This is a genomic window from Rhodococcus sp. Chr-9, assembly GCF_000801125.1.
Taxonomy (GTDB): Bacteria; Actinomycetota; Actinomycetes; order Mycobacteriales; family Mycobacteriaceae; genus Rhodococcus; species Rhodococcus pyridinivorans.
The window spans coordinates 54570-71070 of the sequence record NZ_JTIZ01000089.1 but is presented as its reverse complement, the minus strand read 5'-3'; the positions used below and the strand labels follow the sequence as shown (position 1 = coordinate 71070).

At 68.1% G+C, this 16501-nt stretch carries 10 protein-coding genes and 1 pseudogene; 9 read left to right on the top strand and 2 right to left on the bottom strand.

The genetic code is table 11. The features are described 5' to 3' along the window. Positions 1 to 13: 13 nt before the first annotated feature. From QR64_RS12240 to QR64_RS12215, 6 genes and pseudogenes are all read left to right on the top strand, one after another. Complete coding sequence (locus tag QR64_RS12240; RefSeq protein WP_039585626.1) at positions 14 to 1345, top strand: MCE family protein; 1332 nt, start codon at positions 14 to 16, stop codon at positions 1343 to 1345. Continuing rightward, positions 1342 to 2589, top strand: coding sequence for an MCE family protein (locus QR64_RS12235; protein ID WP_039585368.1), 1248 nt, complete (start codon positions 1342 to 1344; stop codon positions 2587 to 2589). Before QR64_RS12240 ends, QR64_RS12235 begins: the two co-directional genes overlap by 4 nt. A gap of 140 nt (positions 2590 to 2729) precedes the next feature. Beyond that, a pseudogene (locus QR64_RS28865) lies at positions 2730 to 3258 on the top strand (hypothetical protein); the annotation flags it as partial. 482 nt (positions 3259 to 3740) lie between these two features. Further along, a partial coding sequence (locus QR64_RS27810) for a hypothetical protein (RefSeq protein WP_235367114.1) occupies positions 3741 to 4259 on the top strand: 519 nt, incomplete at its 5' end. 389 nt (positions 4260 to 4648) lie between these two features. Continuing rightward, positions 4649 to 8155 carry a DNA-directed RNA polymerase subunit beta gene (locus QR64_RS12220; protein ID WP_039585362.1) on the top strand — a complete coding sequence of 1169 codons (3507 nt, stop codon included), beginning with the start codon at positions 4649 to 4651 and terminating at the stop codon, positions 8153 to 8155. A 115-nt stretch (positions 8156 to 8270) separates the two neighbouring features. After that, positions 8271 to 12242 (top strand): DNA-directed RNA polymerase subunit beta', encoded by a 3972-nt coding sequence (locus tag QR64_RS12215; RefSeq protein ID WP_039585360.1) that lies wholly within the window; start codon positions 8271 to 8273, stop codon positions 12240 to 12242. Positions 12243 to 12390: 148 nt separating this feature from the next. On the opposite strand, the gene QR64_RS12210 is transcribed toward QR64_RS12215, so the two are convergent. After that, on the bottom strand, positions 12391 to 12882 hold the full coding sequence (locus QR64_RS12210; RefSeq protein WP_006552274.1) for a SixA phosphatase family protein: 492 nt from the start codon (positions 12880 to 12882) through the stop codon (positions 12391 to 12393). Next, positions 12879 to 13691, bottom strand: coding sequence for an acyl-[acyl-carrier-protein] thioesterase (locus tag QR64_RS12205; protein ID WP_024101674.1), 813 nt, complete (start codon positions 13689 to 13691; stop codon positions 12879 to 12881). The genes QR64_RS12210 and QR64_RS12205 overlap by 4 nt, the downstream gene beginning before the upstream one ends. Before the next feature lie 166 nt (positions 13692 to 13857). Between QR64_RS12205 and QR64_RS12200 the strand changes: the two genes are divergently transcribed. The 3 genes from QR64_RS12200 (at position 13858) to QR64_RS12190 (ending at position 16494) form a co-directional block, all read left to right on the top strand. Next, a complete protein-coding gene (locus QR64_RS12200; protein ID WP_006552272.1) occupies positions 13858 to 15534 on the top strand; it encodes an FAD-dependent oxidoreductase in 1677 nt (558 codons plus the stop codon). Between the two features lie 89 nt (positions 15535 to 15623). Further along, a complete protein-coding gene (locus QR64_RS12195) occupies positions 15624 to 16079 on the top strand; it encodes a Rieske (2Fe-2S) protein (protein ID WP_006552271.1) in 456 nt (151 codons plus the stop codon). 25 nt (positions 16080 to 16104) lie between these two features. After that, complete coding sequence (locus tag QR64_RS12190; RefSeq protein ID WP_006552270.1) at positions 16105 to 16494, top strand: YidH family protein; 390 nt, start codon at positions 16105 to 16107, stop codon at positions 16492 to 16494. The last annotated feature ends 7 nt before the right edge of the window (positions 16495 to 16501 follow it).

Genomic DNA, 16501 nt, shown 5'->3' with positions numbered 1-16501 from the left:
CGGCGCGAAGAGGATGGGCCGCACAGGTGTCTTCGGAGCGGCCGCGTGCGTGGTCGCGGTGACGGTCACGGGGTGCGGAGGTCTGTCCGACGTCCCGTTGCCCGGCGGCGCCGACGTGGGTAGCGATCCGATCCGTCTGTCCATCCAGTTCGACGACGTGCTCGACCTGGTTCCGCAGTCGAGCGTGAAGGTCGACGGTGTGCCGGTCGGGCGCGTCGAATCGATCTCGGTCGCATCCGATTTCGGGTGGACCGCCGACGTCGGCATCGTGCTCGACTCGAGCGTCGACCTGCCGGCGAACGCGCTCGCGAGCGTCGAACAGTCGAGTCTGCTCGGTGAGAAGTTCGTGCAGCTCACGCCTCCGGAGGACGAGCCCCCGACGGGCCGGCTCGCCGACGGCGACGTGATCCCGCTCGACCGCACCCGGCACGCCACCGAACTCGAACCGGTGCTCGGCGCGCTGTCGCTGCTGCTCAACGGTGGCGGTGTCGGCCAGCTCGCGCCGATCGTCAACGAATTGTCGACGGCCTTCGACGGCCGCGAGGGAACCACGCGCAGCCTCATCGAGCAGGCCGAGACCCTGATCACCGGTCTCGAACAGCAACGCGACGACATCACCCGGGCGCTCGACGGACTCGACGAGCTCACGGTGCGGGTCGCGGAGCAGAACGACAAGATCGCCGCCGTGCTCGACGAACTGCCGGTCGCGACCGAGGTGCTCGAGCAACAGCGGCCGCAGCTGACCCAGCTGCTCGGCCAGCTCGACCGGCTCGGCACCGCAGGTGTCGACGTCCTCGATCAGTCCAAGGAGGATCTGATCGCCGATCTCCTGGCGCTGCGCCCGACCCTCCAGGCACTCGCGGCGTCGGGCGACGATCTCGTCGAGGCGCTCTCCTTCGTGCCCACGGTGCCGTTCCCGGACGGTGTCGAGAAGGTCGCGCTGGGCAACTCGGTGAACCTCTTCCTCCTCGTCGACCTGCAGATCGGCGATGCGCTGGCCGCGCTCGGTGTGGGCCAGGGCGACCCGGTCTACCGCCAGCCGAAGTTCGGCAATCCGAAGCCGCTCGTCGACCCGTCCAACCCGTACTACGACGGGAACGGACCTGCCCCGGGCTGGCCCACCGTGTCGTTGCTGCCGGTGCTTCCTACTCCGCGTCTGCCCGGTGTGACCCTGCCCGAAGGGGTGTCGCTGCCCGACGGCATCGAGATCCCGGGGGTCACCGAGGCCGGTACGGACACCGATACCGATACCGGCACCGGCACCGGCACCGACGGTGACGAGGCCCCGCCGCCGGGGCCGCTGGAAGGTTTGCTGAATCAGCTCGGACTCGGGGGTGGGCAGTGAGATCGCGCCTGGTGAAAGTGCAGCTCGCGCTGTTCGTGGTCATCGCCCTGCTCGGCATCGTGTTCGTCGGTGCCCGGTACGTGCGGCTCGACAACCTCATGGGCTTCGGCCAGTACACCGTCGACGCGCGGTTCCCCACCGGCGGTGGCATCTTCCCGAACGCCGAGGTCACCTACCGTGGGGTGCCCGTCGGTCGAGTCGGGGCGCTCAGCCTCACGGACGACGGAATCAACGTCGAACTGCGCCTCGACAACGGCGGACCGCAGATCCCGGCGTCGGCGCGTCCCGTCGTGGCGAACCGGTCGGCGATCGGTGAGCAGTACGTCGATCTGCAGCCGCCGAACGACGAGGGCCCCTATCTCGAACAGGGCTCCGTCATCGAGGGCACCGAGGACGATCTGCCCACGCCGGTCGAAGACCTGCTGTTGAGCACGAACGACCTCGTGTACTCGGTTCCGCTCGAGCCGCTGCGCACCGTCGTCACCGAGCTCGGCGCGGCCTTCGACGGCCGCGGCGACGACCTGCAGGTGCTCGTCGACGCGCTCGCCGGTCTCAGCGAGAAGGGCACCGAATACCTGCCGCAGACCGTTACGCTCATCCGCGACAGCCTCACGGTGCTCGACACGCAGTCCGCCCAGTCGTCGGCGATCCAGCAGTTCAGCTCGGATCTGGATCTGGTGACCGCGCAGCTCCGCGACAGCGACCCCGACCTGCGGCGCCTGATCGACACCGGCACCGACGCGAGCGACCAGCTCTCCCAGCTGATCGAGAGCTCCGGCCCGGGCCTGACCACCGACCTCGCCAACCTCGCGGCGGTGGCGGAAGCGGCAGCCCCGCAGTCGATCGCTCTGCAGCCGCTGCTGGCCTTCCTTCCCGCCGTCGCGGGCAGTGCGAGTACGGTCGCTCCGGGCGACGGCGCGGTGCGTCAGGGCATCGTGCTCGAGACCAACAATCCGCCTTCGTGCACCATCGGGTACGAGGGGACGCAGGAGATCCTCGCGCAGATGCGCGCGCAGGATCCGAACTTCGACGAGACCCAGCAGGACTTCCCGTTCAACACGAACGCCTCGTGCGAGGTGCCGCAGGGCAGTGTCACCGGCGTGCGCAGCGCGAACCGCATCGTCTTCGCCGATCCGAACACGATCCAGCCCTGGGATTCCAAGCCGAAGAAGGACCCCGACAAGCTCAACCTGAATCCGATCGCGACGCAGCTCGCGCCGTTGCTCGGAGTCACCCCGAAGTGAGCAGTTAGTAGGTTTGTGGAGTGAGTGCACCAATTTCCTCCGACGCTCCGCCCACCCCGCCCCCCTCCGCCGACGGCAACTCGTCCGCGGACGGGCGGGGGCCGGGCGGGGCACGCAGGGCGGCCCTCGCCGTCGTCTCGGTGCTCGCCGTCGTCGCCCTCGCGGCGGCGGTGTGGTTCGGCTACGGCTGGGGGCGCGCGCTCCTGGTGGACCGTTCGGCTGCCGAGGCGCGCGACGCCGCGCTCTCGGGAGCCATGCAGGCGGCCGTCAACCTGAACAGCGTCGACGCGAACGACGTCGACCTGTCGATCGAGAACATGCGGTCGTCGATCACCGGCGACGCCCTGCGCAACGATCTCGCGGCGACCGAAGAGGACATCCGGACCCGGGTCGCGGAGACCGGCACCAGCATGTCGGCCGAGGTGCTGTTCGGAACGCTCACCGAACTCAACACCGACGACGACCTGGGCAAGGCGCTCGTCGTCCTGGCCGTGCGCACCCAGACTCCCGAGTACTTCGTGACCAACAAGGTCCCGGTGCTCGTGTCGCTGCGCAAGGACGGTGACGTGTGGAAGGCCGAGACCATCGAACCGCTCGCCTCCGTCGAGATGGAGTCGGGACCGGTCCCCGGTGCTCCGGCTCCCGATCCCGGCGCGCAGCCCGCACCGGNCGGGGCGCCCGCGCCCGAGGGTTCCGGGGCGCCCGCGCCCGAGGGCTCCGGGGCGCCCGCGCCCGAGGGCGAGGCGGGCCCGTGATGTTCGGCAAGTCGACGAAGGAGAACGTGTAGTGCCCCCGCAGCGACGGAAGACCGGCCCCAGTGGGCCCCCGCGCCGTCGGCCGAAGGTCGCCGGCACGTCCCGACCGCCTCGGGCGACCCCTGCAGAGGACGAACGCCCGACCCGGGCAGGGGACGAACGCCCGACCCGGGCAGGGGACGAACGCCCGACCCGGGCAGAGGACGAACGCCCGACCCGGGCAGAGGACGAACGCCCGACCCGGGCAGAGCAAAACTCTGCCGAGGAAACTTCTGCCGAGCAGTCACGACCCTCCGAGGTGACGCTCGACAAGCAGGACGAGAAGCAGGAGAAGCCGGCCCCGGCGGCCGGCGACGGAACTCCCGCAGAGCACCCGACGGAGTCTCCGGCCGAGCNCCCGCCGCTGACGCCGGCAGGTCGCGTGCCTCCGGTGGGTGGCGTCCGGTGATCGTCGTCGGTGCGGTGGCGGTGGTGCTCGCGGTGATCGCCGCGGTCGCAGCCTTCCGCCCCGGCGCCGAGATCTCGAACGTCGCGTGGGTCGACACCGCGGAGACACGCGAGGTCACCGAGGCCGCGAAGGTCGCGATCGAGACCATGCACGGCTACGACTACCGCACCATCGACGAGGACTTCGGCCGGATCCGGGAGTTGCTGACCCCGGAGCGGCTCGAGGAGTTCGACTCGACCGCGGACGTCACCAAGAAGGCCGCGATCGACACCCGCACGGTCACCGAGGTGATGGTCGAGCACATCGGCGTGACGATGATCGACGACACCCGCGCCGAGGTCGCCGCCTACATCAACGTCAGCGCCACCGGCGACGGGATCGCCCAGGGAAGTGCGGCCGCACCGCTGCTGGTGAGGATGGAGAAGTCGGACGGACGATGGCTGGTCTCGGAGATCCGCGACCGGTGACGACGGCTGCGGATCGCCCCCTCACCGGGGGCGTCCGCGGCCGCGACGCGCGGATCGTTCCGGACGCGCAGTCTTGACGCAGGCGACGCGAGCGGTCACTCTATCGGTACGCCTGTTCGACTGAAGGCTTCCTCGTGAGCCGCTCGAGGTCGTTTGCCAGGTTTCTTTGAGGCACCCCTGTGGACATTTCGCCTACTCAGGTGTAGGTTAGTTCTTTGCGCTGGCTGCCTCCTGTTCACCTTCTGATCGTCGAGTCGGAATTCGCTCTTTCGAGCGAGACCGTTTCGGTGCGTCGGTGGGGTTCTCGTTCGGGTTGCGACCAGCGAAAACGCCCCACATGAAGAAGCAGGTACAGCGGCGGTCGCACCGGTTGGAGCGGCCCGCGTGAGGTGCTGGAAGGACGCATCTTGGCAGTCTCTAGCCAGACCAAGGCAGTAGCCGGAATCCCCGGAGCCCCGACGAGGGTGTCGTTCGCGAAGATTCGCGAACCCCTCGAAGTTCCCGGGCTCCTCGATCTACAGACCGATTCGTTCGAATGGTTGATCGGCTCGGAGCGCTGGCGCGCGAAGGCTGCCGAGCGCGGCGACGGTCACGTCGTCGGTGGCCTGGAAGAAATCCTCGACGAGCTCTCGCCCATCGAGGACTTCTCGGGTTCGATGTCCCTGTCCTTCTCCGATCCGCGCTTCGACGAGGTCAAGGCCTCCGTCGAGGAGTGCAAGGACAAGGACATGACGTACGCGGCTCCGCTGTTCGTCACCGCCGAGTTCATCAACAACAACACCGGTGAGATCAAGAGCCAGACGGTCTTCATGGGTGATTTCCCGATGATGACCGACAAGGGCACCTTCGTCATCAACGGCACCGAGCGTGTCGTGGTGTCGCAGCTCGTGCGTTCGCCCGGTGTGTACTTCGACAAGAACGTCGACAAGAGCACCGAGAAGGACCTGCACAGCGTCAAGGTCATCCCGGGCCGCGGTGCCTGGCTCGAGTTCGACGTCGACAAGCGCGACACCGTCGGCGTGCGTATCGACCGCAAGCGTCGTCAGCCGGTCACCGTGCTGCTCAAGGCGCTGGGCTGGTCCACCGAGCAGATCGTCGAGCGTTTCGGGTTCTCCGAGATCATGATGTCGACGCTCGAGAAGGACAACACGGCGGGCACCGACGAGGCGCTCCTCGACATCTACCGCAAGCTCCGTCCGGGCGAGCCGCCGACCAAGGAGAGCGCGCAGACCCTGCTGGAGAACCTCTTCTTCAAGGACAAGCGCTACGACCTGGCGCGCGTGGGCCGTTACAAGATCAACAAGAAGCTCGGCCTGAACACGGGCCAGCCGATCGAGGCGTCCACCCTCACCGAGGAAGACATCGTCGCCACGATCGAGTACCTCGTGCGCCTGCACGCGGGCGAGAACAAGATGACCGTCCCCGGCGGCGTCGAGGTTCCCGTCGAGGTCGACGACATCGACCACTTCGGCAACCGTCGTCTGCGCACGGTCGGCGAGCTCATCCAGAACCAGATCCGCGTGGGCCTGTCCCGCATGGAGCGCGTGGTCCGTGAGCGCATGACCACCCAGGACGTCGAGGCGATCACGCCGCAGACCCTGATCAATATCCGTCCGGTCGTGGCCGCGATCAAGGAGTTCTTCGGAACCTCCCAGCTGTCGCAGTTCATGGACCAGAACAACCCGCTCTCGGGCCTGACCCACAAGCGTCGCCTGTCGGCGCTGGGCCCCGGCGGTCTGTCGCGTGAGCGCGCCGGCCTCGAGGTCCGCGATGTCCACCCGTCCCACTACGGCCGCATGTGCCCGATCGAGACCCCGGAAGGTCCGAACATCGGCCTGATCGGCTCGCTGTCGGTGTACGCGCGGGTCAACCCGTTCGGCTTCATCGAGACGCCCTACCGCAAGGTCGTCGACGGTGTCGTCACCGATGAGGTCGAGTACCTCACCGCCGACGAGGAGGACCGCTACCTCATCGCGCAGGCCAACTCGCCGATCGGTTCCGACAACCGCTTCTCGGACGAGCGTGTGCTCGTCCGTAAGAAGGGCGCGGAGATCGAGTACGTCTCCGCCGACCAGGTCGAGTACATGGACGTCTCGCCGCGCCAGATGGTGTCGGTCGCGACCGCCATGATCCCGTTCCTCGAGCACGACGACGCCAACCGTGCCCTCATGGGCGCGAACATGCAGCGTCAGGCCGTGCCGCTGGTGCGCAGCGAGTCGCCGATCGTCGGTACCGGCATGGAGCTGCGTGCCGCCGTCGACGCCGGCGACGTCATCGTCACCGAGAAGAGCGGCGTGATCGAAGAGGTCTCCGCCGACTTCATCACCGTCATGGCCGACGATGGAACCCGCAAGACCTACCGTCTGCGCAAGTTCGACCGTTCGAACCAGGGCACCTGCTCGAACCAGCGTCCGATCGTGGACGAAGGACAGCGCGTCGAGTCCGGCCAGGTCCTCGCCGACGGCCCCTGCACCGAGAACGGTGAGATGGCGCTCGGCAAGAACCTGCTCGTGGCGATCATGCCGTGGGAAGGCCACAACTACGAGGACGCGATCATCCTGTCGCAGCGCCTCGTGGAGGAGGACGTGCTCACCTCGATCCACATCGAGGAGCACGAGATCGACGCTCGCGACACCAAGCTCGGTGCCGAGGAGATCACCCGCGACATCCCGAACGTCTCCGACGAGGTCCTCGCCGACCTCGACGAGCGTGGCATCGTCCGCATCGGCGCCGAGGTCCGCGACGGCGACATCCTCGTCGGCAAGGTCACGCCGAAGGGCGAGACCGAGCTGACCCCCGAGGAGCGCCTGCTCCGCGCGATCTTCGGTGAGAAGGCGCGCGAGGTCCGCGACACCTCGCTGAAGGTGCCCCACGGCGAGAACGGCAAGGTCATCGGTGTTCGCGTGTTCTCGCGCGAGGACGACGACGATCTGCCTCCGGGTGTCAACGAGCTCGTCCGCGTGTATGTGGCGCAGAAGCGCAAGATCCAGGACGGCGACAAGCTCGCCGGCCGCCACGGCAACAAGGGCGTCATCGGCAAGATCCTCCCGCAGGAGGACATGCCGTTCCTGCCCGACGGCACCCCGGTCGACATCATCCTGAACACCCACGGTGTTCCGCGTCGTATGAACATCGGCCAGGTCCTCGAGACGCACCTGGGCTGGATCGGCAAGGCCGGCTGGCAGATCCAGGTGGCCGACGACGGCAGCCGTCCCGAGTGGGCGCAGAACCTCTCCGATGAGATGCTCGCCGCCGAGCCCGACACCAACATCGCCACGCCGGTGTTCGACGGTGCCCGCGAGGAGGAGCTGACGGGTCTGCTGTCCTCGACGCTGCCGAACCGCGACGGCGAGGTCATGGTCGGCCCCGACGGCAAGGCGACGCTGTTCGACGGTCGCTCCGGCGAGCCGTTCCCGTACCCGGTGTCGGTCGGCTACATGTACATCATCAAGCTGCACCACCTGGTCGACGACAAGATTCACGCGCGTTCGACCGGTCCGTACTCGATGATCACGCAGCAGCCGCTCGGTGGTAAGGCACAGTTCGGTGGTCAGCGCTTCGGTGAGATGGAGTGCTGGGCCATGCAGGCCTACGGCGCCGCCTACACCCTCCAGGAGCTGCTCACGATCAAGTCCGACGACGTGGTCGGTCGCGTCAAGGTCTACGAGGCGATCGTCAAGGGCGAGAACATCCCCGAGCCGGGTATCCCCGAGTCGTTCAAGGTGCTCCTCAAGGAACTCCAGTCGCTGTGCCTGAACGTGGAGGTCCTCTCCAGCGACGGCGCGGCCATCGCGATGGCCGACGGCGACGACGAGGACCTCGAGCGGGCGGCCGCCAACCTGGGCATCAACCTTTCCCGCAACGAGTCGGCCACGGTCGACGACCTCGCGAACTAGGAGCCGAGCCGACGCGGTACGCACCCCGACACCACTGGGCGCGTACCGCGTCGGGCCCCGGCAGCGATAGCGACAACTAGCAGCAATACAACCCGCACAGGGGAAAGGAAGTTACGTGCTCGACGTCAACTTCTTCGATGAACTCCGGATCGGCCTGGCCACCGCCGAGGACATCCGTAACTGGTCGTACGGCGAGGTCAAGAAGCCCGAGACCATCAACTACCGCACGCTCAAGCCCGAGAAGGACGGCTTGTTCTGCGAGAAGATCTTCGGTCCCACCCGGGACTGGGAGTGCTACTGCGGCAAGTACAAGCGTGTCCGCTTCAAGGGCATCATCTGCGAGCGCTGCGGCGTCGAGGTGACCCGCGCCAAGGTCCGCCGTGAGCGTATGGGCCACATCGAGCTCGCCGCTCCGGTGACGCACATCTGGTACTTCAAGGGTGTGCCGAGCCGCCTCGGCTACCTGCTCGACCTCGCGCCGAAGGATCTCGAGAAGATCATCTACTTCGCCGCGTACGTCATCACGTCGGTCGACGACGAGCTGCGCCACAACGAGCTCTCCACTCTCGAAGCCGAGATGGAGGTCGAGAAGAAGTCGGTCGCCGACCAGCGCGACGCCGACCTCGAGGCCCGTGCACAGAAGCTCGAAGCCGACCTCGCCGAACTCGAGGCCGAGGGCGCCAAGTCCGACGTCCGCCGCAAGGTCAAGGACGGCGGCGAGCGCGAGATGCGTCAGCTCCGCGACCGTGCGCAGCGCGAGCTCGACCGCCTCGACGAGATCTGGACGACCTTCACGAAGCTGAAGCCGAAGGACCTGATCGTCGACGAGATGATCTACCGCGAGCTCCAGGACCGCTACGGCGAGTACTTCACCGGTGCCATGGGTGCCGAGGCGATCCAGAAGCTCATCGAGAACTTCGACATCGATGCCGAGGCCGAGTCGCTGCGCGAGACCATCCGCAGCGGCAAGGGCCAGAAGAAGCTCCGTGCTCTCAAGCGCCTGAAGGTCGTGGCGGCGTTCCAGCAGTCCGGCAACTCGCCCATGGGCATGGTTCTCGACGCCGTGCCGGTGATCCCGCCGGAACTGCGTCCGATGGTGCAGCTCGACGGTGGCCGCTTCGCGACCTCCGACCTCAACGACCTGTACCGCCGCGTCATCAACCGCAACAACCGCCTCAAGCGACTGATCGACCTCGGTGCCCCCGAGATCATCGTCAACAACGAGAAGCGGATGCTGCAGGAGTCGGTCGACGCCCTGTTCGACAACGGCCGTCGTGGCCGGCCGGTCACCGGTCCCGGTAACCGGCCGCTCAAGTCGCTGTCCGATCTGCTCAAGGGCAAGCAGGGCCGCTTCCGTCAGAACCTGCTCGGTAAGCGCGTCGACTACTCGGGCCGTTCGGTCATCGTCGTCGGTCCGCAGCTCAAGCTGCACCAGTGCGGTCTGCCGAAGCTGATGGCGCTCGAGCTGTTCAAGCCGTTCGTGATGAAGCGTCTCGTCGACCTCAACCACGCGCAGAACATCAAGTCCGCCAAGCGCATGGTCGAGCGTCAGCGCCCGCAGGTGTGGGACGTCCTCGAAGAGGTCATCAACGAGCACCCGGTTCTGCTGAACCGTGCTCCCACGCTGCACCGCCTCGGTATCCAGGCGTTCGAGCCGCAGCTCGTCGAGGGCAAGGCCATTCAGCTGCACCCCCTCGTGTGTGAGGCCTTCAACGCCGACTTCGACGGCGACCAGATGGCCGTGCACCTCCCGCTGTCCGCGGAGGCGCAGGCCGAGGCCCGCATCCTGATGCTGTCGTCGAACAACATCCTGTCGCCGGCATCGGGCCGCCCGCTCGCCATGCCGCGTCTGGACATGGTGACGGGTCTGTTCCACCTGACCCGTCTGGTCGAGGACGCCCCCGGCGCCTACACGGCCGCGACCGCCGACGAGCCCGAGCAGGGCGTCTACTCGTCGCCGGCCGAGGCCCAGATGGCCGTCGACCGTGGCGTGCTGTCGGTCCAGGCTCCGATCAAGGTGCGCCTGACCCAGCTGCGTCCGCCGCGCGACGTCGAGAACAAGCTGTTCCCGGAGGGTTGGAAGTTCGGTGAGCCGTGGACCACGCAGACCACCCTCGGTCGCGTGCTGTTCAACGAGCTGCTGCCGACGAACTACGCGTTCGTCAACGACATCATGCCGAAGAAGCGCCAGGCCGCGATCATCAACGACCTGGCCGAGCGGTACCCGATGATCGTTGTCGCGCAGACCGTCGACAAGCTCAAGGACGCCGGCTTCTACTGGGCCACGCGTTCGGGTGTCACCATCTCGATGGCGGACGTGCTCGTTCCGCCGGAGAAGAAGGACATCCTCGAGCGGTACGAGACCCAGGCCGACGCCATCCAGCGGCAGTACGACCGAGGCAAGCTCTCGGAGGACGAGCGTCGCGACTCGCTCGTCAAGCTGTGGCAGGAAGCGACCGAAGAGGTCGGTCAGGTCATGGAGGCGCACTACCCGGACGACAACCCGATCCCCACGATCGTCAAGTCCGGTGCTGCGGGCAACATGACCCAGATCCGTTCGCTGGCGGGCATGAAGGGTCTGGTGACGAACCCGAAGGGCGAGTTCATCCCGCGCCCGATCAAGTCCTCCTTCCGTGAGGGCCTGACCGTCGCCGAGTACTTCATCAACACGCACGGCGCGCGTAAGGGTCTGGCCGACACCGCTCTCCGTACCGCCGACTCGGGCTACCTGACCCGTCGTCTGGTCGACGTCTCGCAGGACGTCATCGTCCGCGAGGTCGACTGCGGCACGCCGCGCGGCATCGAGATGACCATCGCCGAGCTCGCACGCGACGCGACCGGTCAGCCGACCGGTGAGCTCGTGCGCGACGCTCACATCGAGACCAGCACCTACGCTCGCACGCTGGCGACGGACGCGGTCGACGCGAACGGCAACGTCGTCGTCGAGCGTGGTTCCGACCTCGGCGACCCGGCGATCGAGGCGCTGCTCGAGGCCGGTATCCAGAAGGTCAAGGTCCGCTCGGTCCTGACCTGCGACACCGGCACCGGCGTGTGCGCGACCTGCTACGGCCGTTCGATGGCGACGGGCAAGCTCGTCGACATCGGCGAGGCCGTCGGTATCGTCGCCGCCCAGTCGATCGGTGAGCCCGGTACGCAGCTGACGATGCGTACCTTCCACCAGGGTGGCGTCGGTGAGGACATCACCGGTGGTCTGCCCCGCGTCCAGGAGCTGTTCGAGGCTCGCGTCCCCAAGGGCAAGGCCCCGATCGCCGACGTCTCCGGTCGCATCCGTCTCGAGGACGACGATCGTTTCTACAAGATCACGATCATCCCCGACGACGGTGGCGAGGAGGTCGTGTACGACAAGCTGTCCAAGCGTCAGCGTCTGCACGTCATCCGCAAGGCCGACGGCACCGAGGGCGTGCTCGCGGACGGCGATCACGTGGAGGTCGGTCAGCAGCTCCTCGAGGGCTCTGCCGATCCGCACGAGGTGCTGCGCGTGATGGGCCCGCGTCAGGTTCAGGTCCACCTGGTCCACGAGGTCCAGGAGGTCTACCGGAGCCAGGGCGTGTCGATCCACGACAAGCACATCGAGGTCATCGTGCGTCAGATGCTGCGTCGCGTGACGATCATCGACTCGGGCTCGACGGAGTTCCTGCCCGGTTCGCTCGTCGAGCGCAGCGAGTTCGAGGCTGCGAACCGTCGTGTGGTTCAGGAGGGTGGCGAGCCGGCTGCCGGCCGTCCGGTCCTCATGGGTATCACGAAGGCGTCGCTGGCCACCGACTCGTGGCTGTCGGCGGCGTCCTTCCAGGAGACCACTCGCGTGCTCACCGACGCGGCGATCAACTGCCGCTCGGACAAGCTGATCGGTCTCAAGGAGAACGTGATCATCGGTAAGCTGATCCCCGCCGGTACCGGTATCAACAAGTACCGGAACATCGAGGTCCAGCCGACCGAGGAGGCCCGTGCGGCCGCGTACGCCATCCCGGCGTACGACGACCAGTACTACTCGCCGGACGGCTTCGGCCAGAACACCGGCGCTGCAGTGCCGCTGGATGACTACGGTTACTCCAACGACTACCGGTAGTTCGCTGCCGTAGTAGACGACGAAGGTCCCGCCCTCTTCTCTTCGGGGGCGGGACCTTCGTCATTTGTTCTCGACGGTGATGCCGTCACGGCGTGCGTGCGAGCGTCCCGTGGCAGTTCCGCTCGGGGTGGGTCGCTCGGGACGCGGGTCAGCGCGGGATGTGGAAGTCCACGAGTTCGGCGGTGCCTCGCGACAGTTCGGACCAGGATCCGCTCACCGTGAGGACCGCGATCGCGGAGGTGGGGAACTTCTCGGCCACCTGATGGGCAGCGTCGGTGCTGTGATCCGTGATGAGCCCGAGGACGGTCGCGGAGAGGGTCGGCTCGTGCCCGATGACGAGCAGGGTGTGCACGTCGTCGGCCGTTCTCCGGATCTCGGCGACCAGGGATTCCGGATCGGCGTGGTACAGGCTGTCGCGGTACTCGACGGGAGCCTCCACGGCTGCTTCGGCGAGTGTCTTGCGCGTCCGGGTCGCGGTGGAGCACAGAACGGCGTCCACTTCGGGCAGGTTCGCCCGGATCCAGCGACCGGCGAGTCCGGCCTCGCGGCGTCCGCGGGGGGAGAGGGGACGCTCGTGATCGTCCACGTCGTCCGGGTACGCGGACTTGCCGTGGCGCAGCAAGATCAGGGTACGGGTCATGGGGTCCACCGTAGAGCGTCCGGTTTCCGGCCGATCCACGCGACCGCGCGAGTGTGATCCTCGACCGTGAACCAGACCGTCAGTCCGTCCTCCCGCAGGGTCGTCCGCAGTGTGAGGGTCTCGCCGGCGGCGACGGGGCGCAGGTGTTCGATCACCGCCCGGTACGGCGCGTCCGGGATGTCCGGCCGGAGGGGCAGGAGCTCCTCGAGGCCGTGCCAGTAGACGGCGTTGTTGACGTGCCCGAACGGGTCGAGGTCGGTGGCGCGTAGGGGGAAGACGCGTTCGTCGTCGACCTCGTCGGGTGCGCGAGCGGGCAGCCACGCCGTCCACTTCAGGCGTGTGTCGTGCGCGTAGCGGGCCATGTGCTCGAACAGGCCGTCGCTGATCCGGGTGGGGGCGCCGGTGGTGGGACCGATGTCGATCCAGAACGCCGCGGTCTCGATCAGCGGGCCGTCCGGGGCGTCGCCGGGGTCGTCGAAGCGGACCCGCACGTTCGCCCACCGCGTCGACAGGGCGTCGCACCAACGTCGCAGCCGGAGCGTGCGGCCGTACTCGGCGGGGCGGTGCACGTCGACGATCGTGCGCCGGACGATCCAGAGCGGGTCGGTCTCGGACGCGCCGACGGCGGCGAGGTTGTCGGTGCCGATGTCCTGGAGATAGCGGGCGATGCCGTCGAGCCGCAGTCGCTTACCGGTGTCGACGTCGCCGGTGCGGACGGTGCGCTCGGTGGAGAAGGGGTTCGCCTGCTCGGGCAGTTCCGTGAGCGGTCGCGTCCGAGGCAGATCGGTGCTCGGCGTCGACGTGGCCATGTGTCCCCCCGGGTCGGATGTCCGATCGTGCGATTCTCGCAGTTTCGGTGGGCGGTCGCAGGTTCTCTTGCGAACCCACGGCGACAGCCGCTACAGTCGAATTAACTGTTACGGATCGTTACATGAAATTCGCGGACGCTCCGCCCGGCTGCCGAGGACCCTTCCCATGGCCTATGTGATCACCCAGACCTGCTGCAACGACGCGAGCTGCGTCGCAGTCTGCCCCGTGAACTGCATCCACCCCTCGCCGGACGAGCCCGAGTTCGCCACCGCCGAGATGCTGCACATCGATCCGAAGACCTGCATCGACTGCGGCGCCTGCGCCGACGCGTGCCCGGTCGAGGCGATCCTGCCCGACGACAAGCTCGATCCCTCCCAGATGCGGTTCGCCGAGATCAACGCGGCCTGGTACGAGGACCACCCGGCGCCGGAGGGGTGGAAGCCCCTCGTGCCCACCCCGGCGCCTCCGCGCGATCGTGGAACGCTGCGGGTCGCGATCGTCGGCGCCGGCCCCGCGGCCTGCTACGCCGCCCAGGAACTGCTCGAACGTTCCGAAGTCGAGGTCGAGATGTTCGACCGGCTCCCGACTCCCTTCGGCCTCGTGCGCGCCGGTGTCGCCCCCGATCATCCGGGGACCAAGGCGGTCACGGAATCGTTCGAATGGTCGTTCCGGCGCGAGGAGTTCGCCCTGCACCTTGCCACCGAGGTCGGTCGCGACATCACCCACGCCGAACTGCTCGAGCACCACCACGCCGTGATCTACGCGACCGGTGCGTCGTCCGACCGCCGCCTCGGGGTCGCCGGTGAGGACCTGCCCGGCAGCCACGCCGCCACCGAGTTCGTCGCCTGGTACAACGGCCACCCCGACTACGCCGACCGCACTTTCGATCTGTCCGGGGAACGCGCCGTCATCGTCGGCAACGGCAACGTCGCCCTCGACGTCGCGCGGATACTCACCATGGACGTCGACGAACTCGCGCGCACCGACATCGCCGACCACGCCCTGACGGCGTTGCGGAAGAGCAACATCCGCGAGGTCGTCCTGCTCGGCCGGCGCGGCCCGGCCCAGGCCGCGTACAGCAATCCGGAGTTCCTCGCCCTCGGCGACCTCACCGGAGTCGACGTCGTCGTCGACGACGCCGACCTCGAACTCGATCCGGTGAGCGCCCGGGCCGTGGAGGAGGACGCGGCGACCGCGCTGCGCGTCCGTCTCGCCAGCGAGTACGCCGGCCGGCCCGTCCGTCCCGGGCACCGCCGCATCGTCTTCCGGTACCTCGCCGCGCCGAGCGAACTGCTCGGCGACGACCACGTGACCGGCGTGCGGATCGAACGCACCGAACTCGTCGACGACAGTGGTCGTCTCTCCGCCCGACCCACCGGCCGTTTCGAGGACCTGCCCGCCACGCTCGTACTCCGGTCGATCGGCTATCGCGGCGTTCCCCTGCCGGGTGTGCCCTTCGACGACGTCCGCGGGGTCGTTCCCAACACCGGCGGTCGTGTGGACGCCGGCGTCTACGTCACCGGGTGGGCCAAGCGCGGCCCGAGCGGCGTCATCGGCACCAACAAGGGATGCGCGAAGGAGACCGTCGCCGCGCTGCTGGCCGACTTCGACTCCGGTGCACTCGCCGCTCCCCGCGGCGACCGTCGTGCGCTGAACCGGTTGCTCGCACAGCGCAGGCCCGATCGGGTGGACCTGGACGGCTGGAAGACCATCGACGCCGCCGAGCGGCAGACCGGACGAGCCCAGGGTCGGCCGCGCGTCAAGATCACCGACCGCGAGAGCCTCGTCGAACTCGGTCGTCGCCGACGCCGTCTTCCGCTGCTCGCCTCGTTGCGTCGTTGACACAGCCGCGGGTGACGCAGGTCGCGGCCCGCCCGGACGTTCGTCGATAGGCTCGGGAGAACCGAATCCCGACCCGAACGGACATGTGCATGAGCAGCGACAACCTCGACCGCACGGCGCTCACGCGCCGCACCCTCATCGGCGGCGCCGGTGTGGTGGCGGCCGGCGCGGCCCTTACAGCCTGCGGATCGTCCGGCGACACCGGCGAGGCGCGATCGGCGGTGCCCGCACCGACCACGACGGCGCCTCCCGGACCCGATGCGGAGGTCGTCGCCGCCGTCGCGGACGTGCCGGTCGGCGGGGGCGTCATGCTCGAATCGAAGAGGCTCGTCGTCACCCAGCCCGCAGAGGGCGACTTCCGCGCGTTCATCGCGATCTGCACCCATCAGGGCTGCAATCTCAGCGGTGTCGAGGACGATCGCATCATCTGCCCGTGCCACGGCAGCCGGTACGACCTCGACGGCGCGCCGGTCGAAGGACCGGCGAAGCGGCCGCTGAAGACCCGTCCCGTGGCGGCCCGCGGGTCCGATCTCGTCGTGGGCTGATCGGTCCGGGGATAGAGTCCGCTCCGTGGAGACCAGCGGAGGCCGGCGCCCGAAGGCGCTGCACGGTTGGCGCCCGAAGGCGCTGCGTGACGGTACGGACCCGGACCCTCGTTTCACGCTGGCCAACGAGCGCACCTTCCTCGCGTGGGTGCGGACCGCGCTCGGCGTCATCGCCGCGGCGGTCGCGCTGGAGACCTTCGCGGGCGGCATCGTGTCGGAGGGGCTCCGCACGGTGCTGGCGTGCGCGTTGCTCGGATTCGCCGCCGTGCTCACGGTGTTCGCGCTGATCCGCTGGCACCGCGTCGAGCACGCGATGCGCACCGGACGGGCACTCCCGGTGCCGTGGGTGGCCTATCTGCTCGCCGTGGCCCTCGGGGTCTCGGGGGTCGTGCTCGCCGTCGCGATCGCCCGGTGAGACGAGC